The organism is Pseudomonas sp. BP6 (genome assembly GCF_017875935.1).
GTDB lineage: Bacteria > Pseudomonadota > Gammaproteobacteria > Pseudomonadales > Pseudomonadaceae > Aquipseudomonas > Aquipseudomonas putida_Y.
In genome coordinates this window covers 3571370-3595691 of the sequence record NZ_JAGINI010000001.1, presented here as the reverse complement: position 1 = coordinate 3595691, position 24322 = coordinate 3571370, and the positions used below count along the sequence as shown (strand labels likewise).

Annotated in this window: 27 protein-coding genes; 20 read left to right on the top strand and 7 right to left on the bottom strand. The window is 62.9% G+C overall.

Going from position 1 to position 24322, the window contains the following annotated elements:
• Positions 1-169 precede the first annotated feature (169 nt).
• From J3A98_RS16285 to J3A98_RS16270, 4 genes are read left to right on the top strand one after another with little or no spacing between them, the layout of a single operon-like run.
• The gene (locus tag J3A98_RS16285; RefSeq protein ID WP_176685418.1) at positions 170-958 is read left to right on the top strand and encodes a ParA family protein; all 789 of its coding nucleotides are present in this window, start codon (positions 170-172) and stop codon (positions 956-958) included.
• On the top strand, positions 958-1848 hold the full coding sequence (locus tag J3A98_RS16280) for a CheW domain-containing protein (RefSeq protein ID WP_176685419.1): 891 nt from the start codon (positions 958-960) through the stop codon (positions 1846-1848). Before J3A98_RS16285 ends, J3A98_RS16280 begins: the two co-directional genes overlap by 1 nt.
• 41 nt (positions 1849-1889) lie before the next feature.
• Positions 1890-2369 carry a chemotaxis protein CheW gene (locus J3A98_RS16275; RefSeq protein WP_003254393.1) on the top strand — a complete coding sequence of 160 codons (480 nt, stop codon included), beginning with the start codon at positions 1890-1892 and terminating at the stop codon, positions 2367-2369.
• 1 nt (position 2370) lies between these two features.
• The gene (locus J3A98_RS16270) at positions 2371-2766 is read left to right on the top strand and encodes a DUF2802 domain-containing protein (protein ID WP_010955062.1); all 396 of its coding nucleotides are present in this window, start codon (positions 2371-2373) and stop codon (positions 2764-2766) included.
• A 115-nt stretch (positions 2767-2881) separates the two neighbouring features.
• On the opposite strand, the gene J3A98_RS16265 is transcribed toward J3A98_RS16270, so the two are convergent.
• The 3 genes from J3A98_RS16265 to J3A98_RS16255 form a co-directional block, all read right to left on the bottom strand.
• Positions 2882-5593 carry a DUF6543 domain-containing protein gene (locus J3A98_RS16265; RefSeq protein WP_209967352.1) on the bottom strand — a complete coding sequence of 904 codons (2712 nt, stop codon included), beginning with the start codon at positions 5591-5593 and terminating at the stop codon, positions 2882-2884.
• A 67-nt stretch (positions 5594-5660) separates the two neighbouring features.
• A complete protein-coding gene (locus tag J3A98_RS16260) occupies positions 5661-5999 on the bottom strand; it encodes an EscU/YscU/HrcU family type III secretion system export apparatus switch protein (protein ID WP_176685421.1) in 339 nt (112 codons plus the stop codon).
• Complete coding sequence (locus J3A98_RS16255) at positions 5996-7552, bottom strand: flagellar hook-length control protein FliK (RefSeq protein ID WP_209967350.1); 1557 nt, start codon at positions 7550-7552, stop codon at positions 5996-5998. The genes J3A98_RS16260 and J3A98_RS16255 overlap by 4 nt, the downstream gene beginning before the upstream one ends.
• 268 nt (positions 7553-7820) lie before the next feature.
• Between J3A98_RS16255 and ccmA the strand changes: the two genes are divergently transcribed.
• From ccmA to J3A98_RS16205, 10 genes are read left to right on the top strand one after another with little or no spacing between them, the layout of a single operon-like run.
• Positions 7821-8453, top strand: a complete 633-nt coding sequence (ccmA, locus tag J3A98_RS16250) for a cytochrome c biogenesis heme-transporting ATPase CcmA (RefSeq protein ID WP_176685423.1) — start codon at positions 7821-7823, stop codon at positions 8451-8453.
• Positions 8450-9118, top strand: coding sequence for a heme exporter protein CcmB (ccmB, locus tag J3A98_RS16245; protein WP_012051653.1), 669 nt, complete (start codon positions 8450-8452; stop codon positions 9116-9118). Before ccmA ends, ccmB begins: the two co-directional genes overlap by 4 nt.
• 46 nt (positions 9119-9164) lie before the next feature.
• Positions 9165-9932, top strand: a complete 768-nt coding sequence (locus J3A98_RS16240; protein WP_010955058.1) for a heme ABC transporter permease — start codon at positions 9165-9167, stop codon at positions 9930-9932.
• Positions 9929-10105 carry a heme exporter protein CcmD gene (gene ccmD / locus J3A98_RS16235; RefSeq protein ID WP_003254380.1) on the top strand — a complete coding sequence of 59 codons (177 nt, stop codon included), beginning with the start codon at positions 9929-9931 and terminating at the stop codon, positions 10103-10105. The genes J3A98_RS16240 and ccmD overlap by 4 nt, the downstream gene beginning before the upstream one ends.
• Positions 10102-10557 (top strand): cytochrome c maturation protein CcmE, encoded by a 456-nt coding sequence (gene ccmE, locus J3A98_RS16230; protein ID WP_176685424.1) that lies wholly within the window; start codon positions 10102-10104, stop codon positions 10555-10557. The genes ccmD and ccmE overlap by 4 nt, the downstream gene beginning before the upstream one ends.
• Positions 10554-12542 (top strand): heme lyase CcmF/NrfE family subunit, encoded by a 1989-nt coding sequence (locus tag J3A98_RS16225; RefSeq protein WP_176685425.1) that lies wholly within the window; start codon positions 10554-10556, stop codon positions 12540-12542. The genes ccmE and J3A98_RS16225 overlap by 4 nt, the downstream gene beginning before the upstream one ends.
• The gene (locus J3A98_RS16220; RefSeq protein ID WP_209967349.1) at positions 12539-13075 is read left to right on the top strand and encodes a DsbE family thiol:disulfide interchange protein; all 537 of its coding nucleotides are present in this window, start codon (positions 12539-12541) and stop codon (positions 13073-13075) included. Before J3A98_RS16225 ends, J3A98_RS16220 begins: the two co-directional genes overlap by 4 nt.
• Positions 13072-13548 carry a cytochrome c-type biogenesis protein gene (locus J3A98_RS16215; protein ID WP_209967347.1) on the top strand — a complete coding sequence of 159 codons (477 nt, stop codon included), beginning with the start codon at positions 13072-13074 and terminating at the stop codon, positions 13546-13548. The genes J3A98_RS16220 and J3A98_RS16215 overlap by 4 nt, the downstream gene beginning before the upstream one ends.
• Entirely contained in the window at positions 13541-14734 is a 1194-nt protein-coding gene (ccmI, locus tag J3A98_RS16210) for a c-type cytochrome biogenesis protein CcmI (protein ID WP_209967345.1), read from the top strand. Before J3A98_RS16215 ends, ccmI begins: the two co-directional genes overlap by 8 nt.
• Before the next feature lie 12 nt (positions 14735-14746).
• Positions 14747-15163: a hypothetical protein gene (locus J3A98_RS16205; RefSeq protein WP_209967343.1), complete on the top strand. Its 417-nt coding sequence runs from the start codon at positions 14747-14749 to the stop codon at positions 15161-15163.
• A gap of 562 nt (positions 15164-15725) precedes the next feature.
• On the opposite strand, the gene J3A98_RS27205 is transcribed toward J3A98_RS16205, so the two are convergent.
• Complete coding sequence (locus tag J3A98_RS27205) at positions 15726-15971, bottom strand: hypothetical protein (RefSeq protein WP_209967341.1); 246 nt, start codon at positions 15969-15971, stop codon at positions 15726-15728.
• An 84-nt stretch (positions 15972-16055) separates the two neighbouring features.
• Between J3A98_RS27205 and J3A98_RS16195 the strand changes: the two genes are divergently transcribed.
• The 6 genes from J3A98_RS16195 (at position 16056) to J3A98_RS16170 (ending at position 20909) form a co-directional block, all read left to right on the top strand.
• Complete coding sequence (locus tag J3A98_RS16195) at positions 16056-16994, top strand: 2-hydroxyacid dehydrogenase (protein WP_209967339.1); 939 nt, start codon at positions 16056-16058, stop codon at positions 16992-16994.
• Positions 16995-17045: 51 nt separating this feature from the next.
• The gene (locus J3A98_RS16190) at positions 17046-17834 is read left to right on the top strand and encodes a PhzF family phenazine biosynthesis protein (protein ID WP_209967337.1); all 789 of its coding nucleotides are present in this window, start codon (positions 17046-17048) and stop codon (positions 17832-17834) included.
• 67 nt (positions 17835-17901) lie between these two features.
• Complete coding sequence (locus J3A98_RS16185) at positions 17902-18309, top strand: GFA family protein (RefSeq protein ID WP_176685135.1); 408 nt, start codon at positions 17902-17904, stop codon at positions 18307-18309.
• 126 nt (positions 18310-18435) lie between these two features.
• The gene (locus J3A98_RS16180; RefSeq protein ID WP_003254365.1) at positions 18436-18774 is read left to right on the top strand and encodes an FKBP-type peptidyl-prolyl cis-trans isomerase; all 339 of its coding nucleotides are present in this window, start codon (positions 18436-18438) and stop codon (positions 18772-18774) included.
• Positions 18775-19008: 234 nt separating this feature from the next.
• Positions 19009-19671, top strand: a complete 663-nt coding sequence (locus tag J3A98_RS16175; RefSeq protein WP_176685136.1) for a histidine phosphatase family protein — start codon at positions 19009-19011, stop codon at positions 19669-19671.
• A gap of 44 nt (positions 19672-19715) precedes the next feature.
• Complete coding sequence (locus J3A98_RS16170; protein WP_209967335.1) at positions 19716-20909, top strand: D-amino acid dehydrogenase; 1194 nt, start codon at positions 19716-19718, stop codon at positions 20907-20909.
• 115 nt (positions 20910-21024) lie between these two features.
• Here the strand turns inward: J3A98_RS16170 and J3A98_RS16165 are convergent, their stop codons facing one another.
• From J3A98_RS16165 to J3A98_RS16155, 3 genes are all read right to left on the bottom strand, one after another.
• Complete coding sequence (locus J3A98_RS16165) at positions 21025-21753, bottom strand: aspartate/glutamate racemase family protein (RefSeq protein ID WP_209967333.1); 729 nt, start codon at positions 21751-21753, stop codon at positions 21025-21027.
• Positions 21754-21769: 16 nt separating this feature from the next.
• Positions 21770-23302: an NCS1 family nucleobase:cation symporter-1 gene (locus J3A98_RS16160; RefSeq protein WP_209967331.1), complete on the bottom strand. Its 1533-nt coding sequence runs from the start codon at positions 23300-23302 to the stop codon at positions 21770-21772.
• A 496-nt stretch (positions 23303-23798) separates the two neighbouring features.
• Positions 23799-24236 carry an Lrp/AsnC family transcriptional regulator gene (locus J3A98_RS16155; RefSeq protein WP_064493259.1) on the bottom strand — a complete coding sequence of 146 codons (438 nt, stop codon included), beginning with the start codon at positions 24234-24236 and terminating at the stop codon, positions 23799-23801.
• Positions 24237-24322 lie beyond the last annotated feature (86 nt).

Below are 24322 nucleotides of genomic sequence, written 5' to 3'. Positions count from 1 at the left end.
CTGTGGGAGCGGGCATGCCCGCGAAGCCAGCGACTCGGTGAATGGCACCGGCTGCGCCGGTATTCGCGGGCTTGCCCGCTCCCACAGAGGGGCGTGCAAGCTTTGAAGTTTTGCGCATGACAGTTGTATCTACAGTGTCCCTGCCAAATCAATGGATAGAGTTTGCTTGATGAGAGTCTGGGCAGTAGCCAATCAAAAAGGTGGCGTCGGCAAGACCACCACTACCATTGCCCTGGCCGGCCTGCTGGCCGAGGCCGGCAAGCGCGTGGTCGTCGTCGACCTCGACCCGCACGGCTCGATGACCAGCTACTTCGGGCATAACCCGGATGCCCTGGAGCACAGCTGCTACGACCTGTTCCTGCACAAGGGGGCGGTGCCCGAAGGCTTGCCCGGGCAACTGCTGCTGCCCACCAGCGATGAGCGCATTTCGCTGTTGCCGTCGAGTACCGCGCTGGCGGTGCTGGAGCGCCAGTCACCAGGGCAGAATGGCCTGGGCCTGGTAATCGCCAAGAGTCTGGCGCAACTGTGGCAGGATTTCGACTATGCCTTGATCGACAGCCCACCCTTGCTGGGTGTGCTGATGGTCAATGCCCTGGCCGCCAGCCAGCAGCTGGTGATCCCGGTACAAACCGAATTCCTCGCGGTGAAGGGCCTGGAGCGCATGGTCGGCACCTTGGCCATGGTCAACCGTTCGCGCAAGCAGGCGCTGCCGTACCAGATCGTGCCAACCCTGTTCGACCGTCGTACCCAGGCGTCGCTGGGCACCCTCAAGCTGCTACGTGACACATACGGGCAGCATGTATGGCAGGGTTACATTCCGGTGGATACGCGCCTGCGCGATGCCAGTCGCAAGGGCGTCACGCCCTCGCAGTTCGACAGCAAGAGCCGTGGGTTGATCGCCTACAGGGCGTTGCTCAAGCACCTGCTCACCTACAAGAACGCAGTGCAGGTGGCCTGATGACTCAAACCCGGCAAACCAGCACCCGACCCCAGATGGCCCTGCAATCGTACCTGGACGGCCTGCTGCAGGAGGCCACCGAGGCCGAAGACCAGAGCGAGCCGCCGGCAGTGGCGGATGAGTTCGCCGAGGCGGTGCGCGAGGAGCAGGCACGCGATGCCCGGCAGCCGGCCCGGCCTGAGCCCGCCGAAGCCGCCGCCAGCCTTGCCCGGCCGTTCGCCGAGCCCCGGCTGGCGGTACTGCCCAGCGTGATGCCGGTGCAAGCCCCGGTGGTGGCGGTGGTCGAGCAGGAGATCGTGGCCGAAGCCACCATTCCGGTACTGGTCGAAGAGCAAACCGTGGAACCGGCTGTGCCGCTGGTCGATGTGTATCTGCCGGCGCCCAACCTGCCCGTGCCTCCGGCCACTGTAGACGGTCGTCCGGCGTGGGCGGCCGAGCCGTTCGAGTGCCTGCTGTTCGATGTTGCCGGCTTGACCCTGGCGGTACCGTTGGTGTGCCTGGGCTCGATCTACACCCTGGCTGGCCAGGAACTGACGCCACTGTTCGGCCAGCCCGACTGGTTCCTCGGCATCCTGACCTGCCAGGCTGGCAACCTGAAGGTGCTGGACACTGCGCGTTGGGTAATGCCCGACCGTTACCGCGATGATTTTCGCCAGGGCCTGCAGTACGTGATTTCGGTGCAGGGCTACGAATGGGGGCTGGCGGTGCATCAGGTCAGCCGTTCGCTGCGCCTGGACCCGTCGGAGATCAAGTGGCGCAGCCAGCGTGGCCAGCGCCCGTGGCTGGCCGGTACCGTAATCGAACACATGTGTGCACTGCTCGACGTCGCCGCACTGGCCGAGCTGATCGCCAGCGGTGCGGTCAAGCAGATGCACGCCAACCAGAAATGACACAGAACATACCGCCAACGGCGGATTTTGAGGGTAGGGGAATGAAAAAGTCGTCTGCACAAGGTTCCGAAGATCCGATCCTGCAGTGGGTTACCTTCCGTCTGGACAACGAGTCCTACGGCATCAATGTGATGCAGGTGCAGGAAGTACTGCGCTACACCGAGATCGCCCCGGTGCCGGGCGCGCCGAGCTACGTGCTGGGCATCATCAACTTGCGCGGTAACGTGGTGACGGTGATCGACACGCGTCAGCGTTTTGGCCTGATGCCGACCGAAGTGACCGACAACACCCGTATCGTCATCATCGAAGCCGACAAGCAAGTGGTCGGCATTCTGGTCGACAGCGTGGCCGAAGTGGTTTACCTGCGCCAGTCCGAAATCGAGACTGCGCCGAACGTGGGTAACGAAGAGTCGGCCAAGTTCATTCAGGGCGTGTGCAACAAGAATGGCGAGCTGCTGATCCTGGTCGAACTGGACAAGATGATGACCGAGGAAGAGTGGTCCGAGCTGGAGAACATCTGAGTTGATCCTAGAGGTTGCTGTCATCTTCCTGGCGCTGGCCTGGGCGCTGAGCCTGTGGTTTTTTCTCAACTACAGCAAGCGCCAGCGCGAGCTGGCTGCGCAGCAGGCCGAGGGCGATGCGCTGCGTGACCAGCGCATCAAGGACTTGGCCAAGCGTCTGGATGACTACCAGAACGGCACTGTGCGCATGGGGGAGGCCATCCATGAGCTGCGTGCGGCGGTGGCCACCCTGCCGGACCGGCTGGAGCGCCTCGAACAGCGCGACCCGAGCAACGTTACCTTCAGCCAGGCGGCCAAGCTGGTGGGGATGGGGGCGAGTATCGATGAGTTGACCCAGAGCTGCGGCCTGACCCAGGCCGAGGCGGAGTTGATGAGCAAGGTGTACCGGGCTCCTTGAGTGGGGCTGGCAGGTATCCTTGGCAGCAGGTTCGTCGCCTGGGAAATCGAGCGACGTCCACGCGACGCTCGATCTGAAAGGTGCCGCCGGGCCCGTTCGGTACCCGCTGTTCATTTCAGTTGCGAACCCAGGAATGGTTGCCGCCGACGCCGGCGAATCGGTTCAGTGGCAGCAGTTGCCTCAGGGCTGTATTGGCTTGCGAAGGGTCGATGAATGGATAGGTGTTGACGCGTGGCATGGTGTGCAGGTTGATGATCTGGCGCAGGGTCCGCAGCCCGGGTAGATGGCGATCGACCACTTCGGTGAGCAGCGCCGGCCCGGTGAGATAGCTGAGCGTATTGGCATAGCGGTAGAAACCGCTCGGGTCCTGTTCCAGGCTCGGTCGGCTTTCGTAGAAGTCTGCATGGGTCTGGAAACGTGCGAGCATTTCATCGGAGATTGCATCCAGCAGCGGGTTGCCTGGGTGGCTACCCATGAGGCTGGTGTTGTACAGGCAATTCATGCTCATTTTCTCGTTGGACATCGGCGGAGGCAGCAGCAGCCCATCGGGTGGGGTGCGCAACTCGACCTGATCGATCGTTTCGCCCTTGCCGTCCGGCAGCAGGAAGTCGTCCACGTCCATGTATAGCCCGCCCTCATGGTGCAGCATCCGGTAGCGCAGCACATCGGTCGCAGACGCGTAATTGGTGGCGATGCCACCGTTGCCATCCAGCGCTGCCTCGTACTGTGCGTAATAGCGGCTCTGGCGGAAGGCCCGGAAGAAGCCTTGCTCTTCTAGCGGCAATACCTGCAGCCCTGGCGCCCGGGCTGCCAATAGTCTTGCGTTCTGTTCGTAAGCGGTAGGCGAAGCCTTCGACAGAAACAGGCGCATGCTGTATTCACTGTCGCTCAGGCGCGCGGCATTGGCGGCAAGGTTGGCCAGCAATGGCTCGCTTATGACTTTGTCGCCGACCCAGAGGCTGGAGATAAGTTTGGGGATGGGGGCGCTGTCCGGCGCCGGTGTCGGAATGTTTACTGGCAGTGGCAGGTCCACACCCAGCGCGCGCAAGGTGCGGGTGCGCATGGCGTCGGTGACTGGGCGCTGCCTGTCGAGCGCGACAAGGTCACGGCTGCCAGGTACTGCGATGTAGGCTTGCGGCTCGACCTCGTTGACGGTTTCCTTGATGATGAATGCGTCGCGCTCCAGGTCATAGACCACGCGTGCATTGTAGGTTTCGATGCTGCATTCCAGGTCGTCCAGTTCGCCATCGTAGTGGGGCAAGCGAATCACCGCGCCGGCAACAGCCGGGTCGCCTTCGTCAAGCGGTGTAATCGGCTCGTGGTTGTGGAAATACTCCACGCCTTCTGGCTCGGGAAGCCGTGGTGGACGGATCGGGCTCAGCGGGTAGCCGAGCTGCCCGTTGACCTCGCGCGGCATGACAAAACCATCGCTTTTGAACTCGAACAGGGCCTTGATGCCTGCCGTGCCCTCCGTTGCCAGCGGTACGGCGTTGAACAGCCCCCAGGCGATGTCGCCAACCCCGTCCTGTTTGGCTTTCAGGCTGTGGCCGTTGATCACCTGATCCAGGCCCAGGCCCAACTGGGCAATGCCACCGACTGCCAGCAATGGCGCCAGCCCCGGCACCACCAGGCACAGTGGCGCCAGCAGGTTGAGCGTGTTGGTGAGGTAGCCTCGCCATCTGGCTTTGGTAACCTGGCTATCGGTGGTGATGACAAAATCGGCATCGTCGTAGCTGCGCTGGCGCTGGCGCTCGGTCAGGGCTGCGAACATATCCCCGGTCAGTTTGGGGTTGTATTTGCCAGGTTTGTAGTTCACGTAGGTTCTAGGGGGCCAGACACCATCATCGTTGAAATAACCATGTTCAGGCGGCAGCCGGTGCCGGTTTGGATAGTCGCCAAGGCCCTCTAGCGCGGTGTCCAGGCCGCTGAAATCGAGGCCCTGAGGACGGTCGGCGAGCCTGAAATGTTGTTTGAGTGCCTCGCGTCGGGCGGGGTCCTTGCACTGATCGCCCACCCAGTCCTTGAGCAGGTTTTCGCTGGCGAATTCGAGCAAGGGTGAGCTGTTGCCTGGCATGTACAGCAGGGTCAGATCGCTGTCGGGGGCATTGATGTACAGCAGGTCGGTGGCCGCGTAGCCATAGATGCTCAGTGTGCTCACCCTTACCTTGCGCCGCCGCGGCATCAGGCCAGCGGCTTGCCATGCCAGCGTTCTGGCGGCATCGCTCAGGCTGCCTCGGCTGACCTGGGCGTTGCAGGCGGCGATGAAATTGATCTTGCTGGCCAGGCGGTGACTGTACTGATGCTCCTGCCAGTAAGCGTCGAGCATGGCTTTGAACGGCTGGTGAAAGTCCAGCGCTTCTATGAACCGCTGGAAGGCTTCAGCCGGAACCTGAACGTGGGTCGAAGCATCGTAGCGGGCGGGGGACGATCGCTGGAACAGGCCGTTATACACCTCGAAGGCCGCGCCCTGATGGCCAAAGCCCAGCGTTGGCAGGCGATCGACCAGCTTCAACGGCCCTTGGGGGAAGGTGCCTGCCCAAGGGTTGGTGAACAGTGCGCCGATGAGGTTGTTATCGGACTCCCCTTGCCAGTTGCCCAGCAGCGCCTGGGTCATGCTCTGGGTCTGCTGGACCGCTGCCACATAGCCTTGCTCATCCAGCCGGTAGTGCAGGGTGACCACATCGACGCGATCGGGGTCGATATGCACACCTTGCCCGGCGAGCCACTGCCGGATCAAGCGATTGGCTTCGCGGTCCGGGCGTGGGATGTTGGCCAGATGGTCTACTACGAACTGCACACCTTGGGCGTTGATTCTGCTGTCGATCATGACGGTCACCTTGTACGTGGGAGACCGACAAGGTTGGGCGCATGGTGGGGGAGGGGGTGGTAGATAGTTACCGGCCAGTTCCGGGCAGGAGGGGTAATGGCGGGGTGATATCGTGCTCTTCCGGAGGCGCATCATCGAAACCCGCAGGTACCTTGCCGCGCAGTTGCCAGGCGAAGGCGATGATCTCGGCAATGGTCAGGTACAGCGCCTCGGGTATTTGATCGCCCAGCTCCAGCCGCGCCAGCAGGCGCACCAGCTCGGCGTTTTCGTAGATCGGCACTTCGTGTTCGCGGGCGAGCGCAAGGATGGCCTCGGCCAGTTCCCCGTCGCCCTTGGCGGTGAGGGTCGGTGCCTGATGGCCGTCGTAGTTCAGCGCTATGGCTTGGCGTGGTGTCGTGTGGCTCATGCGGTTTCGTCCACCCAGCGTTGTTCCATTCGTGTGCGTGGCCCCAGCGGCGGAATGCCCGGGTAGCACTCCAGGTCGCCGACTTCCAGGCCCCGGGCCAGCAGGCGCTCGCGCAGCGCGCCGAGCTGGGTGTCGATCAAGCGCGCGGTCTGCTCGCGCTCCGCCCATAGCTGCCCACTCAAACGGCCCTGGCTCAGTTGCGCCTGTACTTGCAGGGGGCCGAGCGGGGACAGGTCAAAGGCCAGCTCGATGCGCCACAGGGCTTGCCGAGGGTCTTGGGCTTTATATTGGCGGTCGGCTTGTTGTTGCGGGGTTTCTTCGCGTTGCAGTTTGACTTGCAGCGGGATGAACTCCTGGCCGTGGCGGATCGGCACTTCGGTTTGCCAGGTGGTCTGCAGGTTGCCGTTCTCCAGCGTGCCGGTCTGTTGCAGGCTGCTCATGGCGTGGCTCTGCAAGCGTGAAACGGCAGCAGCAGCCAGGCGCAGCAACTGTTGCAGGTCGCCTTCGTCCTCCATGGCCTTGAGCAGGCGCGACGGTAACGGGAACGCCCCCGGCTGCGGCTTGGGGCTGACCCGCTCGAGCATGCCCAGTGCACTGCGCGCCAGTGCCGGCATGGTCACGGCCAGGCTGGCGGGGTTGAGATTGGTGGCGCCCGCCGGAAGGGCAGGGGCCTGGTCCATCAGCCGCAGCAAATGCGCCTTGAGGTCGGTGGCGATGCTGGCGGTGGACCCACTCAGCAGCTTCGCTTCGAGAAAGCTGCCGCTGTTGTTCAGGGCCTGGGCCACTGCCTTGGCGTCGCCCAGTTGTCGGGCGTCCGGCAGGCCGGCCAGCAGGCGTTCGGCGCTGGCGCGCAGGTCGCCATCGACGCCTGGGTCGCGGGTGAGCTGTTGCAGGGCGTTGAGCAGGCCGGGTAGCGAGGCTTGGCGGTTTTGCTGGGTCAGCAGCTGTTGGGCAATGCTGAGTTGGTCCTGCCTGCCGCTGAGTGGCACGAAGCGCAATGACTGGTCGCCCTGCACCAGGGCGCTGAGCAGGCTGCCAATGGCCAGTGGACGCGGGCTGTCGATGCTCAGTGTGGCACCGGCCTGGGCGCTGTTGAGCAAGCTGACCAGCGCTCGGTACACGGCCGGTTGGCCGGGTTCCTGGGCCAGCGGCTGGTTGGTCAGGACCTTGCCTTGCAACAAGGTGCCGACCGGCACCTTGCTGGTGTCCAGCTGGGTGAGGGTGGCGACCTGGCTGGCGCTGGCCTGTTGCAGCATGATCGCCAGGCGATTGCTTTCGGTCTGGCTGACGGTGATCTGGCTGCCTTGGGGCAGCGGCTGGCTGGCGTTGGCCTGTAGCTGGGTCTGTATGCCGTTGGCCTGCATCAGCCGTAGCACCAACTGAAAGTCCTGGCCGGTCTGGCGCAACGATACGACCTCGGCTTGCGCGGTTTCGCCAGGGGCCAGTAGACCGGGCTGCGCCTGGATCAGGCGCAGCAGTTCGCCGGTCATGCCTGCCTTCATGGCTTGGCTGTTGATCGCGTTTTGTGCGCCGAGACTATTGATTTCAGTCATGATTGTATACAACCTGTCGAGCCCGGCCTCTTGGCAGCGCGGCGGCGCGTGTAATAATGCCGAGCGCCCGTGGTTGCCAGTATAACGGCAGCGCGCGGGGCGACTTGAGACACAAGGGCTTTGGAGCGGTGTTGGCTGCTTCGCGGGTGAACCCGCTCCTACAGGGTTCTGTGCGGTATCCGAGTACTGCGCCGAACCCTGTAGGAGCGGGTTCACCCGCGAAACAGGCGACGCCGCGCCAAAGCCCTACTAAAGATAAGGCGAAACCGTGACCCTTCACCTCCAAGCCGCGGGCCTGGCCTGCGAGCGCGACTGGCGCCTGCTGTTCGAGCAGCTCGATTTCGAGCTGGGCGCCGGCGACATGCTGCAGATCAGTGGCCCCAACGGCAGTGGCAAGACCAGCCTGTTGCGCTTGCTGGCCGGGCTGATGCAGCCGACGGCCGGGCAGATTCTGCTGGGTGGCAAGCCCTTGGCCGAACAGCGACATGCCCTGGCCAGCGCACTGCTGTGGATCGGCCACGCCGCTGGTATCAAGGACTTGCTCACCGCCGAGGAAAATCTCACCTGGCTGTGCGCCCTGCACCAGCCGGCCAGCCGCGAGGCGATCTGGGCGGCGCTGGAGGCTGTCGGCCTGCGCGGTTTCGAAGACGTTCCCTGCCATACCCTGTCAGCCGGTCAGCAGCGCCGTGTGGCCCTGGCCCGGCTGCACCTGGCTAGTCCGCCGCTCTGGATTCTCGACGAGCCGTTCACCGCGCTCGACAAGCAAGGCGTGGCGCAGCTTGAAGCGCACCTGGCAGCCCACTGCGAGCAGGGCGGCACGGTGGTGCTGACGACTCACCACACACTGGAACGCAAGCCCTCCGGTTATCGAGAACTGAACCTGGGGCAATGGGCTGCATGAGCGTATTCATTTTGTTGCTGCGCCGCGAAGCGCGCCTGCTGTTCCGTCGCCCCGCCGAACTGGCCAACCCGTTGGTGTTCTTCGCCATCGTCGTGGCCATGTTCCCGCTGGCGGTCGGCCCGGAAAGCCAATTGTTGCAAACCTTGTCGCCCGGCCTGGTCTGGGTGGCAGCGTTGCTGGCCGTGTTGTTGTCGCTGGACGGCCTGTTCCGCAGCGATTTCGAAGACGGCTCGCTGGAGCAGTGGGTGCTGTCGCCGCACCCACTGGCGCTGCTGGTGCTGGCCAAGGTGCTGGCGCACTGGATCTTTTCCGGGCTGGCGCTGGTATTGTTGGCGCCACTGCTGGCACTGATGCTGGGGCTGCCAAGCCATTGCCTGCCGGTGCTACTCGGTTCGCTGCTGCTGGGTACGCCGGTATTGAGCTTGCTGGGCGCGGTGGGCGCGGCGCTGACAGTCGGCCTTAAACGCGGAGGTTTGTTACTGGCGTTGCTGATTCTGCCGTTGTATATCCCTGTATTGATCCTGGGCAGTGGTGCGTTGCAAGCGGCGTTGCAAAATATGCCGGCAACCGGCCATCTGCTCTGGCTCGCCAGTCTGACGGCCCTGGCCGTTACCCTGGCACCCTTTGCGATAGCGGCCGGCCTGAAGATCAGCGTCGGCGAATAACGAGTCCCGGGCTCTCAAGCCCGGCAAATACCCTGGATGTACCCTGATGAAAATAAGCTGGACGTGGTTCCACAAGCTGGGCTCCCCGAAATGGTTCTATGCCATCAGCGGCCGCATGCTGCCGTGGCTGGCCGGTGCTGCCGTGCTCCTGCTGCTGGTCGGCATCACCTGGGGCCTGGCCTTCGCCCCCCAGGACTACCAGCAGGGCAACAGCTTCCGCATCATCTATATCCATGTGCCGGCGGCGATGCTGGCGCAGTCCTGCTATGTGCTACTGGCGGTGGCCGGGGTGGTGGGGCTGGTGTGGAAGATGAAACTGGCCGACGTCGCCCTGCAATGTGCCGCACCCATCGGCGCCTGGATGACCGCCGTGGCGCTGGTTACCGGCGCCATCTGGGGCAAGCCGACCTGGGGCAGCTGGTGGGTGTGGGATGCCCGCCTTACGTCCATGCTCATCCTGCTGTTCCTGTACTTCGGCATTATTGCGCTGGGCCAGGCGATCAGTAATCGTGACAGTGCGGCCAAGGCCTGTGCGGTGCTTGCGATTGTCGGTGTGGTGAATATCCCGATCATCAAGTATTCGGTGGAGTGGTGGAACACCCTGCACCAGGGCGCCACCTTCACCCTTACCGAAAAGCCGGCGATGCCGGCCGAAATGTGGCTGCCGCTGTTGTGCACGGCGCTGGGTTTCTACTGCTTTTTCGGTGCGGTGCTGTTGCTGCGTATGCGCCTTGAAGTGCTCAAGCGCGAAGCACGTGCCAGTTGGGTCAGGGACGAAGTATTGAACAGCCTGGGGCGGAGGGCCGCACAATGAGCTTTGCCACTTTCGGTGACTTTCTCGCCATGGGCCACCATGGCCTGTACGTGTGGTCGGCCTATGGCATCTGCCTGGCGGTGCTGGCGCTGAACGTTGGTGCGCCACTGCTGGCCCGTCGTCGCTATTTGCAAGAAGAGGCGCGCCGTTTGCGCCGGGAGAACAACCAGTGAATCCGCAGCGCAAGAAACGCCTGTTGCTCATCGTCGGCCTGCTGGTCGGCGTCGGGGTTGCCGTCGGCTTTGCCTTGAGCGCATTGCAGCAGAACATCAACCTGTTCTATACACCGACCCAGATCGCCAACGGCGAAGCGCCGCTGGACACGCGCATTCGCGCTGGCGGCATGGTCGAGAAAGGCTCGGTTCAGCGCTCGGCCGACTCGTTGGACGTGCGTTTCGTGGTTACCGACTTCAACAAGTCGGTACCCATCACCTACCGCGGCATCCTCCCCGATCTATTCCGCGAAGGGCAGGGCATCGTCGCCCTTGGCAAGCTCAACGGCGAAGGTGTGGTGGTAGCCGATGAAGTGCTGGCCAAGCACGACGAGAAATACATGCCGCCCGAGGTCACCAAGGCGTTGAAGGAAAGCGGCCAGGCCGCTACCGGCGTAGAGGCCAAGCCATGAACGCAGCACTGGTAATTCCCGAACTGGGCCAGTTGGCGATGATTCTGGCGATCTGCTTTGCCGTCGTGCAGGCCAGTGTGCCGCTGCTTGGCGCGTGGCGTGGCGACAGCCTGTGGATGAGCCTGGCGCGGCCGGCAGCGTGGGGGCAGTTCGTCTTCCTGGCGTTTGCCTTTGCCTGCCTGACCCATGCCTTCATGACAGACAACTTCTCGGTCGCCTATGTGGCCAGCAACTCCAACAGCGCCTTGCCCTGGTACTACAAGTTCAGTGCGGTGTGGGGCGCCCATGAGGGTTCGCTGCTGCTTTGGGCGCTGATCCTCGGCGGCTGGACCTTTGCTGTGTCGGTGTTCTCCCGGCAGTTGCCGCAGGTGATGCTGGCCCGCGTACTGGCGGTAATGGGCATGATCAGTGTGGGCTTCCTGAGCTTCCTGATCATTACTTCCAACCCGTTCCAGCGCCTGCTGCCGCAGGTGCCGACTGATGGCCGTGACCTCAACCCGCTGCTGCAGGACTTTGGCCTGATCGTCCACCCACCCATGCTCTACATGGGCTACGTGGGCTTTTCGGTGGCCTTCGCCTTCGCCATCGCCGCCTTGCTCGGCGGCCGGCTGGACGCAGCCTGGGCGCGCTGGTCGCGGCCGTGGACCATCGTCGCCTGGGCTTTTCTGGGTATTGGCATCACCTTGGGATCGTGGTGGGCCTACTACGAACTGGGCTGGGGTGGCTGGTGGTTCTGGGACCCGGTGGAAAACGCCTCGTTCATGCCTTGGCTGGTGGGCACGGCACTGATCCACTCGTTGGCGGTGACCGAGAAACGCGGGGTGTTCAAGAGCTGGACCGTGCTGCTGGCAATTGCCGCATTCTCGCTGAGCCTGCTGGGTACCTTCCTGGTGCGTTCCGGCGTGCTGACCTCGGTGCACGCGTTTGCCGCCGACCCGTCGCGCGGTATTTTCATCCTGTTTTTCCTGCTGTTCGTGGTCGGCGGGTCGCTCACGCTGTTCGCACTGCGTGCACCGGTGGTCAAGAGCCAGGTCGGTTTCGCCCTGTGGTCGCGTGAAACGCTGCTGCTGGCCAACAACCTGGTGCTGGTGGTGGCGGCTTCGATGATTCTGCTCGGTACCCTGTACCCGCTGGTGCTCGATGCCCTGACCGGTGCCAAGCTATCGGTCGGCCCGCCCTACTTCGACGCCTTGTTCCTGCCGTTGATGGCGCTGCTGATGGTGGTGATGAGCGTGGGCGTGGTGGTGCGCTGGAAGGACACCCCGGGCAAATGGCTGGCCAGCATGATGACCCCAGTGTTGATCGGCAGTGCCATCCTTGCTCCGGTTGCCGGCTTTATCGTCGACGACTTCGATTGGCCGACGCTGACGGCCTTCGCCCTGGCTTCTTGGGTAGTGCTTGGCGGGCTGCGTGACATTTTCGACAAGACCCGCCACAAGGGCCTGATCAAAGGCTTGCCGGGCCTGGGGCGCAGCTACTGGGGCATGCAACTGGCGCACTTGGGCCTGGCGGTGTGCGCGCTGGGCGTGGTGCTGTCCAGCAACAACAGCGCCGAACGCGACCTGCGCATGGCGCCGGGCGAAAGTGTGGAGCTGGGTGGCTACCACTTCCTGTTCCAGGGCGCCAAGCACTTCGAGGGGCCGAACTTCATCTCTGACAAGGGCACCATCGTGGTCAGCCGCGAGGGTCGTGAAGTGACCACACTGCACCCGGAGAAGCGCCTGTACACCGTGCAACAGTCGATGATGACCGAAGCGGGCATCGACGCCGGCTTTACCCGAGACCTGTACGTTGCGCTTGGTGAGCCACTGGAGAATGGCGCCTGGGCTGTGCGCGTACATATTAAGCCTTACGTTCGCTGGATCTGGCTGGGCGGTCTGCTGACCGGCCTGGGCGGGTTGCTGGCGGCCCTCGACCGGCGCTACCGCGTCAAGGTCAAGACCCGGGTGCGTGATGTCCTGGGCGTGTCTGGAGCAGCTGCATGAAGCGTTGGATCATGGTGGTGCCCCTTGCAGTGTTCCTGCTGGTGGCGGTGTTCCTCTACAAGGGGCTTTTCCTCAAGCCCGACGAGCTGCCTTCGGCAATGATCGGCAAACCGTTCCCGGTGTTTTCCCTGGCTTCGACACAGGGGGACCGCACCCTGACTCAGGCTGACTTGCAGGGTCGCCCGGCACTGGTCAATGTGTGGGCCACCTGGTGTCCATCATGCAAGGTCGAGCATCCGTACCTGAACCAGCTGGCACGGCAGGGTGTGGTGATCCATGGGGTCAACTACAAGGATGACAACGCCGCCGCGCAGAGGTGGCTGGCCGAGTTCCACAACCCCTACCAGCTGGATATTCGTGACGAGCAGGGCAGCCTGGGCCTGGACCTTGGGGTGTATGGGGCGCCGGAAACCTTCCTGATAGACGCCAAGGGCATCATCCGCTACAAGCACGTGGGTATCGTTGATGCCACGGTCTGGCGTGAACAACTGGCGCCGTTGTACCAGGGCCTGATCGACGAGGCCAAGCCATGAAGCGCTGGCTGGCAGCTGCGGTGCTGGGCATGAGCCTGGCCGGTGTGGCCAAGGCGGCTATCGACACCTACCAGTTTCGCGACGAGGCCGAGCGCGAGCGTTACCAACAGTTGACCAAGGAACTGCGCTGCCCCAAGTGCCAGAACCAGGATATTGCCGACTCCAACGCGCCGATTGCTGCCGACCTGCGCCGGGAAATCTTCCGCATGCTCGGCGAAGGCCAGAGCAACCAGCAGATCATCGACTTCATGGTCGATCGCTATGGCGACTTCGTGCGCTACAAGCCGGCGCTCAGCGCGCGTACCTGGCTGCTGTGGTTTGGCCCGGGGATCTTGCTGGCCGGTGGCTTCGTGGTGCTGGCGGTGATCGTGCGCCGGCGCCGTGCCACGGCCGTGCAAGGCACCGATGAGTTGTCTGCCGAAGAACGCGAGCGTCTCGCCAAACTGCTGGAAAAAGAACAGACCCATGATTGAATTCTGGCTTAGCGCGGGCCTTCTGCTGCTCGCTGCCCTCAGCTTTTTGCTGCTCCCGATCCTGCGTGGCCGCCGTCGCCAGCAGGAAGAAGACCGCACGGCCTTGAACGTGGCCCTTTACCAGGAACGCGTCGCCGAACTGGCGGCCCAGCAAGCCGCCGGTGTGCTCGATGAGGCGCAGATGGCCAAGGGCCGGGACGAGGCTGCCCGCGAGTTGCTGGCCGATACCGAAGGCGCCGAGGCCCCGCGCCAGGGGCATTTGGGCAAGGCGCTGCCGCTGCTGGCGGCAGTGCTGGTACCGCTGATGGCGCTGGGGCTGTACCTGCATTTTGGCGCGGCCGACAAGGTGGCGCTGACCCAGGAATTTGCCGAGGCACCCAAGTCGATGGATGAAATGACTACGCGCCTTGAGCGCGTGGTGCAGGCCCAGCCGGATTCGGCCGAGGCCATGTATTTCCTTGGCCGGGCCTACATGGCCGAGCAGCGCCCGGCCGATGCCGCGCGCACGTTCGAACGGGTCGTGGCCCTGGCTGGTCGTCAGCCCGAGCTGCTGGGGCAGTGGGCGCAGGCGCTGTACTTTGCCGCCAACAAGCAGTGGAGCCCGCAATTGCAGGCGCTGACTGACGAAGCGCTGAAGGCTGACCCCAACGAGGTGACCAGCCTGGGCCTGCGCGGTATTGCTGCGTTTGAAGGCGAGCGTTATCAGGAAGCCATCGACTACTGGAAGCGCTTGCTGGCGCAGTTGCCAGAAGGTGATTCATCGCGAGCGGCCCTGCAGGGGGGGATCGACCGTGCCGCCGAGCGCCTGGGTGGGGCGCCAGCGCAGGCCGAGCCTGCACCTGTGGCGGCTCGCCTGAAAGTACGTGTGGAACTGGCGGCTGCCTTGAAGGACAAGGTCAAGCCGGACGACACGGTATTTATCTTCGCTCGCGCCAGCAATGGCCCGCCGATGCCACTGGCGGCCAAGCGGGTGACTGTGGCGCAGTTGCCGATCGAGGTGGAATTGTCTGACGCTGATGCGATGATGCCGCAGATGAAACTGTCGCAATTTGCCGAAGTCCAACTGGTTGCACGTGTTTCACGCGCGGGTCAGCCTACCCAGGGTGAGTGGATTGGCCGGGGTGCTCCGTTGCCTAGCGCCACCCAGGCTACCCAGCGCCTGACCATCGACACTCCAGACCAGTAAGAGAGCAATGCCATGCATAGCACCGTCCGCCTGACCCTGATTACCCTGGCCCTGGGTTTGTCTGCGTGTACGGTGCACGAGCCGTACGAGCAGCCCGCGCCACCTATCGAGCGTGTGCCGCCGTCGGGGCCGGTGGTCAAGCCCTTGCCGGGCGGGCAGCCTTCCACTCAGCCGAGCAGGCCGGCAGCAATACCCAAGCCCATGCCGCGTACCTCGGCCAGCTTTGCGCCACCGCCTGGCGGGGCAAGCCACTGGGATCCCAGGCTGGGTGTATATGTGTTGGAGAAGCAGCCCAATACCTTCTACCGGCAGCGTACCTACTATCGGTTTGATAACGGCTGGAGCTGGTCGTTGAGCCCGAATGGGCCGTGGCAGGAAACTGACAGCAGCGGTGTACCAGGTGGGTTGGGGCGGGCGTTCGCACAGTAACGCTGTTTCTTTATTTGCTTCTGCTTCTGCTTTTGATTTTGATTTTGCTTGTAAGCGCGCGATAGTTCAGGCGACGCAGATTGCGACTTCAGGAGGCCGAGCGCAGGGCTTGCGAAGGGAGGTGACGGGCATGGATGCCCGTCAAGCGCTGGGCCCCAGGATGGGGCCTGCAGCGCGGTCCTCCCGGGAGCAAGACCGTAGCGAGGGAACCCCGGAGCGTAGCGCAGGGGCCGGATGATAGGAGCGCAGCGTTTTTTGGTTACTTTTTGTCGCGTTTGACAAAAAGTGACCCGCCGTAAGGGCGGAAAGGTGACTATGCGCCACCTGCGTGAATGAATACCTACTCGATGTGAGTGCCCACATCCAAGAAGCAAGAGGCAAGAAGCAAAAAGCAAGAAGCGAACTCGTCTGTTTTGACTCAGCGAACAGTCCATTCGCGATGGCGACACGGACTCACCTTTTCGCCCTTACGGCGAGTCACTTTTTGTCAAACGCGACAAAAAGTAACCAAAAAACGCTGCGCTCCCATCATCCGGCCCCTGCGCTGCGCTCCGGGGTCCCCTCACTCCGGCCTTGCTCCCGGCAGGACCGCGCCGAAGGCCCCATCCTGGGGCCTCAGCGCTTGACGGGCATCCATGCCCGTCACCTGCCTCCGCAAGGCCTGCGTTCGGCCTCCTGAAGTCGCGAAGATCAAGATCAAGATCAAGATCAACAGCAACAGCAACAGCAACAGCAACAGCAACAGCAACAGCAACAGCAACAGCAACAGCAACAGCAACAGCAACAGCAACAGCAACAGCAACAGCACAGTACAGTTTTGCCTTGTTATTTCCATTGACTGTACCGGTCGGTGACTCCGCATAATGACGCCTCGAATTCACCCGGAGGTGGCATGCGCAAGACAGTCCTGGTACTGGTGGAAACCGTCGACGATTACCTGCCCATGCTGGAGCAGGCCGGTTACCACCTGATCCGTGCCCCTTCGCCGAAAATGCGCGCCGATGCCATTCATCGCCACGCCGAAGAAATCGATGCGGTACTCACCCGTGGTCCGCTGGGGCTGTCCGCCGCCGAAATTGACGCATTACCCAGATTGCAGATCATCTGCGTGATCGGCGCCGGCTACGAGCAGGTCGACCTGGCCGCCGCCGCTGCCCGCGGCATAACCGTCACCAATGGCGCAGGGGCCAATGCCGCGGCCGTCGCCGACCACACCCTGGCCCTGCTGCTGGCGCTGCTGCGCGACATCCCCCGTGCCGATGCCAGCACGCGGCGCGGTGAATGGAACCGGGTGATCAGCCCCTCGGTGAGTGGCAAGCGCCTGGGCATTCTCGGCCTCGGCGCAGTAGGGCTGGCGATTGCCAAGCGGGCCCACTTGGGCTTCGACATGCACGTCAGCTACCACAGCCGCACAGCACGCCAGGGGGTGCCCTATACCTGGTACGACAGCCCACGACACTTGGCTGAAGCCGTCGACATCCTGGTGGTGGCTACCCCCGGTGGCGCCAACACCCGGCATCTGGTCGATGCCCACGTCCTTCAGGCCCTGGGGGCTGACGGCTATCTGGTGAACATCGCCCGTGCCAGCGTGGTCGACACGCAAGCCCTGATTGCTGCATTGCAGCGTGGCCAGCTGGCTGGCGCCGCGCTGGATGTATTCGATGACGAGCCGGCAGTGCCCGATGCACTCAAGGCCTTACCCAACACCGTGCTCACACCCCACGTGGCTGGCCAATCGCCAGAAGCCGCGCGCGACACGGTGGCCTTGGTGCTACGCAACCTGCAGGCGTTCTTTGCCGGTGAGCCAGTTTTGACCCCGGTACGCCCGTAACCCTTTTCCAGATATCTGCCTGGCAGCGCCCGGGCAACAAGGAGTGTGTGCATGCAACTCGAAATATTCCAGGTCGATGCCTTTTCCACTGAACCGTTCGGTGGCAACCCGGCCGCAGTGATCCCGCTGGACAGCTGGCTGCCGGACGATGTGCTGCAGCGCATTGCTGAAGAAAACAACCTGTCAGAAACAGCCTACTTCGTACGCAACGGCGAAACGTTTGACTTGCGTTGGTTTACCCCCGCCGTGGAGGTCGACCTGTGCGGCCATGCTACCTTGGCCTCGGCTTACGTGCTGTTCGAGCAACTAGGTGAGCAGGCGCAAGTGCTGCGCTTCAATACCCGCAGTGGCGAGTTGCGCGTCAGCCGTGGTACTGATGGCCTGCTGGCCATGGACTTCCCGGCCAAGCAACCCGTAGCGGTGGACATGCCGGCGGGCCTGCTGCAGGCGCTGGGCTTGAGCCAGGCACAGGTGGTGTACCGTAGCGACGATTATGTGGTGGTGATCGATGACGCCTTGCTGCTCGATACGTTGAAACCAGACTTTGTTGCACTGTCGGCCTTCGACGTCCGTGGCATTGCCGTGACCGCGGCAGGGCGTGGCTTTGACTTCGTCACCCGCTGGTTCGGCCCGCGGGTTGGTGTGAATGAAGACCCGGTAACCGGCTCGGCGCACACTTCGCTGGCGCCGGTATGGGCCCAGAGGCTGGGCAAGAAGGTGCTGAACTGCGAGCAGGGCGGGGCACGCAAAGGGCAATTGCAGTGTGAAGTGCCGGGCAATGGCCGCGTAATCATCAGTGGGCGGGCGGCGTTGTACCTGCGGGGCAATGTGTACATCTAGTATGGCGTGTGATGCCCTGGGGGGCTTCTATAATTGCAGGCCCATCTTTCCGTTCAAGGAGCCACCCATGGACCTGGAAAAACACGGCACCTGCCTGTGCGGCGACACGCGGCTGACGGTCAGCGTCGACAATACCCATATCAGCGCTTGTCATTGCAGCATGTGCCGCAAGTGGACCGGTGGCCCGCTGCTGGTGGTGCACTGCAGCAAGCCTCCGCTGATCGAAGGGCGTGCGCCGAGCGTCTATGATTCGTCCGACTGGGCCCAGCGTGCTTTCTGTGGCCGCTGTGGTACGCACCTGTACTACCGGCTCAAGGCCAACGACTTCCACGCCGTGCCGGTCGGCCTGCTCGATGGCGACCAAGCCTGGGATTTCGACCTGCAGATCTTCGTCGAACAGAAACCCGCGTGGTACTGCTTCGCCAATCAGACCAAGGAGCTGTCCGGCCAAGAGGTGTTCGAGCAGAACAGCTGATTCAACGTCATGTTGTACGGGGGCGTTCCGTCGGCGAATGCCTCCATACAATTCTGCGTGAACTTGCCAAACCGGTGCATTCCTGAGAAAAGGGCGGTTTTGTTTTTCAGCGTTTGGAGTGTACCCATGAGCCAAGAACTGCAGATCATCGACCTGGTCGAGGGAGACGGCAAAGCCGCCGTCAAAGGTGCCCTGATCACCACCCAGTACACCGGCTGGCTGGCCGATGGCAGCGAGTTCGACTCGTCCTGGTCGCGCGGTAAGCCGTTTCAGTGCGTGATCGGTACCGGCAGGGTAATCAAAGGCTGGGACCAAGGCCTGATGGGTATGCGCGTTGGCGGCAAGCGCAAGCTGCTGGTACCGGCGCACCTGGGCTATGGCGAACGCAGCGTAGGGGCGATCCCACCGAATTCGGACCTGACCTTCGAGATCGAACTGCTGGAAGTGCTCACGCGGGATGATTGAGTGGGCACGTTGCAACCCGAAATTCTTGCACCTTACACAATTGCGCAACACCCAGCCCCTAATCTAGGCCTTGCCTAGGGAACGGCATCCACCTCCAGGGAGGAACCAAACGGGTTCGGGGCACTCTGACCCTCACGCGTTGCCAGGGATGGCATTCACTACATGGGCGCCCTGCAACTGGCCGGGCGATGTGGCGGGTAAACCCGATTTTCTCTGCCACACGAGCCTGCCTTGATGAAGTTGCCAACACTCTTCCGCCGTCGCCGTCACTTGCTGCTGAGTCTGTTGCTCACAGCCATCGCCGTACCGTTGGCGCTGGAGGCTGTCGAAAGCCGGGCACGACCGGTGGATGGCACCCAGACCCTGGTGTTTCTGCGTCATGGCGAGAAGCCGGGCGAGGGGCTCGGGCAGTTGAACTGCCAGGGCCTCAACCGTGCACTGGACCTGGCCACTGTACTGCCCGAGCGCTTCGGCAAGGCCGACTACGTGTTTGCCGCCAACCCCACGCGGCATGTCGAGGAAGGCAGCCGGGACGAAAGCTACAGCTATATCCGCCCATTGATGACCATCACCCCCAGTGCCATCCGCCTCGGCTTGCCGGTGAATATCGACTACGGCGCCAACGACACTGCTGAACTGGCCGATGAGTTGCTGAGCGACAAGTACCGCAATGCGACCATCTACACTGCCTGGTCCCACGGCTACCTGCCGGAACTGATCAACACCGTGGCCGGCAAGGCCCTGGGGGAGGAGCGGGTGATCACCGAGGATTGGAGCGGCGAAGACTTCGACACGCTCTATGTACTGACCCTGACCTGGCAAAACGGCAAAGCCAGCCTGCTGAGCCGTAATGTGCGCCAGGGCCTGAATGACGGTGCGCATAGCTGCCCGACCTGATCCGCTGGTACTGTTTGGCAAGGAAGCTGGAACAGGGATGAGCGATGAAACAGCGGGTAACGGTGATCGGTGGTGGAGTGGTGGGCCTGGCGACGGCTTACGCGCTGGTTCGGGAAGGGTGGTCGGTTGACCTGATCGAGGCCCGCGACAGCCTGGCGTCGGCCACCAGCTTTGCCAATGGCGGGCAATTGTCCTATCGCTATGTGGCGCCGCTGGCTGATGCCGGGGTGCCGTGGCAGGCGCTGGGCTGGCTGTTGCAGGGCGAGTCGCCATTGCGATTGCGCTTGCGCATGGACCCGGCCCAGTGGCGCTGGCTGCTGGCATTCACCCTGGCTTGCCGGCGAAGCGTCAATCGCCGTAATGCCGGGCAATTGCTTGAGCTGGCGCTTTACAGTCAGGCCGTTCTGGCGCAATGGCGCGAGGACCAGAACCTGGGGGATTTTGCCTGGCGGCGCAATGGCAAGCTGGTGGCATTTCGCAGTGAACGGGCCTTTGCCCAAGGCCGGGAACAGTTGGCGGACCCGTCCAGTCAGCAGGTGCTGGCGGCTGCCGAGCTGCGCGGGCTGGAGCCTGCCCTGGATGGCGCACCGTTTGTGGGTGGCGTGTTCACGGCGGGCGAAGAGGTTGGCGATTGTCACGTGTTTTGCTTGCGGCTGGAGGCGCTGTTGCGCGCGTCGGGCCAGTGCCATTTCCTGCTTGGCCGGCCGGTGACGCAATTGCTTCAGCGCCAGGGCCAGGTCGTGGCACTGCAACTGGGCGATCAGCAGCTGGACGTGGAGCAGTTGGTGCTGTGTGCCGGGCATCGCGGCCCAGGCTTGGCATTACCGGGGGTGCAGATACCAGTCTACCCGCTGAAGGGCTATAGCCTGACGGCACCGATCAGCGCCGCGCACCTGCCCCCGGAGGTGAGCCTTACCGACTATGAGCGCAAGATCGTCTACGCCCGCCTGGGGCAGCAGCTGCGGGTAGCGGCGATGGTGGACATTGTCGGGTTCGATGAGTCGGTGGACATGCGCCGTTTGCAGAGCATGCGGCGGCTGGCGCTGGAGACGCTGCCGAGGGCGGCGGATTATGGCCAGGCGGTGGAGTGGGCGGGGATGCGGCCGGCGACACCGACCGGGGTGCCGATCATCGGTGGGACGGTGTACCGCAACCTGTGGCTGAACCTGGGGCATGGGGCGTTGGGGTTCACCTTGGCCTGTGGCAGTGCGCAGCGTTTGGCCCGGATGATGCGTTAACCGGACCGGCCTCTTCGCGGCTAAAGCCGCTCCTACGAGGACCCCACGGTATTCAGGCTTGTGGTGGTCCTGTAGCGGCTTTAGCCGCGAAGAGGCCGGTACAGGCGAAGGATATCTAGCGGCCGAAGCGCATCGGCCAACCCACCACTTTCTTTGTCCGCGGCGTAGCATAGGTGCGCACTTTGGACGTGCTCAAGCCCATGCGCACCAGCGATTCGGCAATGGTCACCGCTGCACTCACACCATCCACCACCGGCACGCCGGTACGTTGGCGAATCTGCTCGTCCAGCCCGGCCATGCCGCCACAACCCAGGCAGATCACTTCGGCCTTGTCGTCACGCACGGCGCGCTCGGCCTGGCCAACAATCGCCTCCACGGCCCGCTGCGGGTCGGCTTCCAGTTCCAGCACCGCCAGCCCGCTGGCTCGCACCGAGGCGCAGCGGTCATACAGGCCCGAGAGCTTCAGGCGGTCCTCGATCAATGGCACGGTGCGGTCAAGCGTGGTTACTACGGAATAGGCGTGGCCCAGGTACATTGCTGTGCTGGCGGCGGCGTCAGTAATGTCCACCACAGGCACGTTAAGCAGTTCCTGCAGGCCTTCGCGGCCGTGTTCGCCATAACCGGCCTGGATCACGGCATCGTAAGGCCCTTCAAAGGCCAGTACCCGGTCCATCACCGCGATGGCCGCCAGGTAGCTCTCGAAGTTGCCCTCCACCGACTCGGCGCCGAACCAGGGTGTGAGGCCGACGATTTCGGTACCGGGTGCGGCCACCGCACGGGCCTGCTCGGCAATGGCTTGGGTAATGGCTTCGGTGGTGTTGACGTTGGCGATCAGAATACGCATGGGCAGTCCTCCTTGATCAATGGCCGCTGTGGTCGACGGCGATGCACTCGCCGCTGACGTCGTGGTAATGGCGGTTACGTGGCGCGATCAGCAGGTACAGGGCGGCGGCGATGCCGGCACCGATCAGCCAGGAGAACGGCGCGATACCGTGGAAGTTGGGCACCAGGGCCAGCACGATGGCCAGCAGTGCGGCCGGCACGAAGGCGGCCACGGCGCGCAGGTTGATGCCCTTGCTGTAGTGATAGGCACCGGCCGGGTGCTCGGTATACAGCTCTGGCACGTTGATGCAGCCTTTGCGCAGCAACCAGTAGTCGGACATGATCACGCCGTACAGCGGGCCGAGCAGGGCGCCCAGGCCCGACAGGAAGTACACGATCACCAGCGGGCTGTTGTACAGGTTCCACGGCAGGATCAGCACCGCGAGGGTGGCACTGATCAGCCCGGCACGGCGGAAGTTCAGGTGGCGCGGTGCCAGGTTGCTGAGTACGAAGGCCGGGGCGACGAAGTTGGCCATGATGTTCACCGCCACGGTGACGATCAGGAAGGCCAGGCAGCCGAGCACCAGGAATGGCGTGCTGGGTATGGCGGCGACGATCTGCGTCGGGCTGTCGATGATCTGGCCGTTGATCTGGAACTGCGCGCCGCACAGCACCACGGTGATCACGGCGAACACCAGGATGTTCACCGGCAGGCCCCAGAAGTTGCCCACGCGGATGGTCTTGCGGCAAGGCGAGGAGCGGGCGAAGTCACAGAAGTTCAGCACCAGGGTGCCGTAGATCGCCAGCCACAGTGCGCCGCCGGCGAAGATGTTGCGCCACATCTCGTAGCCGGTCAGCGGCGTAGCCACCGACCAGGCAATGCGCGCGTCGGCCTTGAAGTACATGAACACCGCCAGTGCGGCGACGGTCAGCAGGATCACCGGCCCGGCAAAGGCCTCGTAACGGCGCACCATCTCCATGCCGTAGGCCAGGATCACCAGTTGCACCAGCCAGATCGACACGAAACACACCCAGCCCAGGCTCGACAGGCCGAGGATGCTGTCGTGGTCGTAGGCTGCCAGTTGCGGCCACACGGCGGTGAGCAGCACCCGCAGCACCACCGATGCCAGGTAGGTCTGGATGCCGAACCAGGCGATGGCGATGATGGCTCGGATCAGCGCCGGTATCTGCGCGCCGTGGATGCCGAAGGCAATGCGGCTGATGACCGGAAACGGCACCCCGGTTTTCTGCCCCATGTAACCCGACAGGTTCATGAAGAAGTACACCAGTGCCGCGCCGATGGCCAGCGACAACAGAATTTGCCAGCCACCCAGGCCGAGGGCGAACAAGCCCATGGCGAACGAATAGTTGGCGATATTGTGCACATCGTTTGTCCACAGCGCGAAGATGCTGTAGCCGCCCCAGCGACGGCCTTCCATCCGGGTTGGCGCCAGGTCGCGGTTATGCAGGCGCGGGCTGAGAACAAGGTCCGGCTGGTGACCGGCAAGCGTGGAACTCGGGTGTGTGCTGGCGACGGATTGTTCAGGGGCAAGGTCGAGGCTGCTACTCATTCCGGCGGGCTCCTGATGCACATGGACTGCGATGAGCGGGCATGCGCACGGGCTCGCCATCTCGTCGGTGCAGCGTTGGCATCACAGGGTTGTGGGCGCGGCGGCTGACATTGGGTCGGCGTCGCGGATTCTTGTGTATCTATGTTTTGTTTGAGTTGTATACAAAACACGAACACACAAAAGCGAGTTCCATGCCAAGGGAAGAGCAGGTTTCAACAGGTGATCATTTCGAACTTATCTTGTTAAAAGGTAAGTTAATGAAATAAAGAGAATATAAGTTGACCAAACGAACAAGTTTAAATTTTTGAAAGATTGATTAGCTGATCATTTGGTCAAAATAACGGGTGGAAAGTGTGTAACGAATTGGGGCGCTACTGAAGAAAGTGCACACAAAAATGGCACTTATGGTTACGTATTTGTGTACAAAAAATAGTCAGCTTTTCCGGTGCTGACCTCTTCGCGGGCACGCCTGCAAAGAGGCCAGCACAGGCGCCCATCAATCCATTGGCGGCAACCGCCGCTTGACCGGGGTCTTCTTGATGATCGCGGTATTGGTCTCAGCCAGCACATTCATGAGATCGAGCAGCGTGTCCAGCTGCTCCATCGAGCGCACATGCAGTCGGGCTATGAAGCAGTCCTCGCCAATGACCTTGTCGCATTCGGTGAACTCAGGAATCGCAATGATCTGGCGCTCCACTTCTTGCAGCTTCCCCGGCAGCGGACGGATACGCACGATCGCCTGCAACTGGTAGCCAAAGGCGCGAGGGTCGACCTCCACGGTGTAGCCGCGCAGCACGCCGCGCTCTTCGAGCCGGCGCAGGCGCTCGCTGACGCTGGGTGCGGACAGCCCGCTGACCTGCGCCAGAGCCTTGAGCGAGCGGCGCGAGTCCTCCATCAGGGCATTGATCAATAGTTGGTCGATGGCATCGGTCATACCCACCTCATCAGGTAATTCGTGTTATTTGCCTTGATAGTAAAGGCAGAGCCACGAATATGCCTTGGTTATCCGCTGGATGGCCA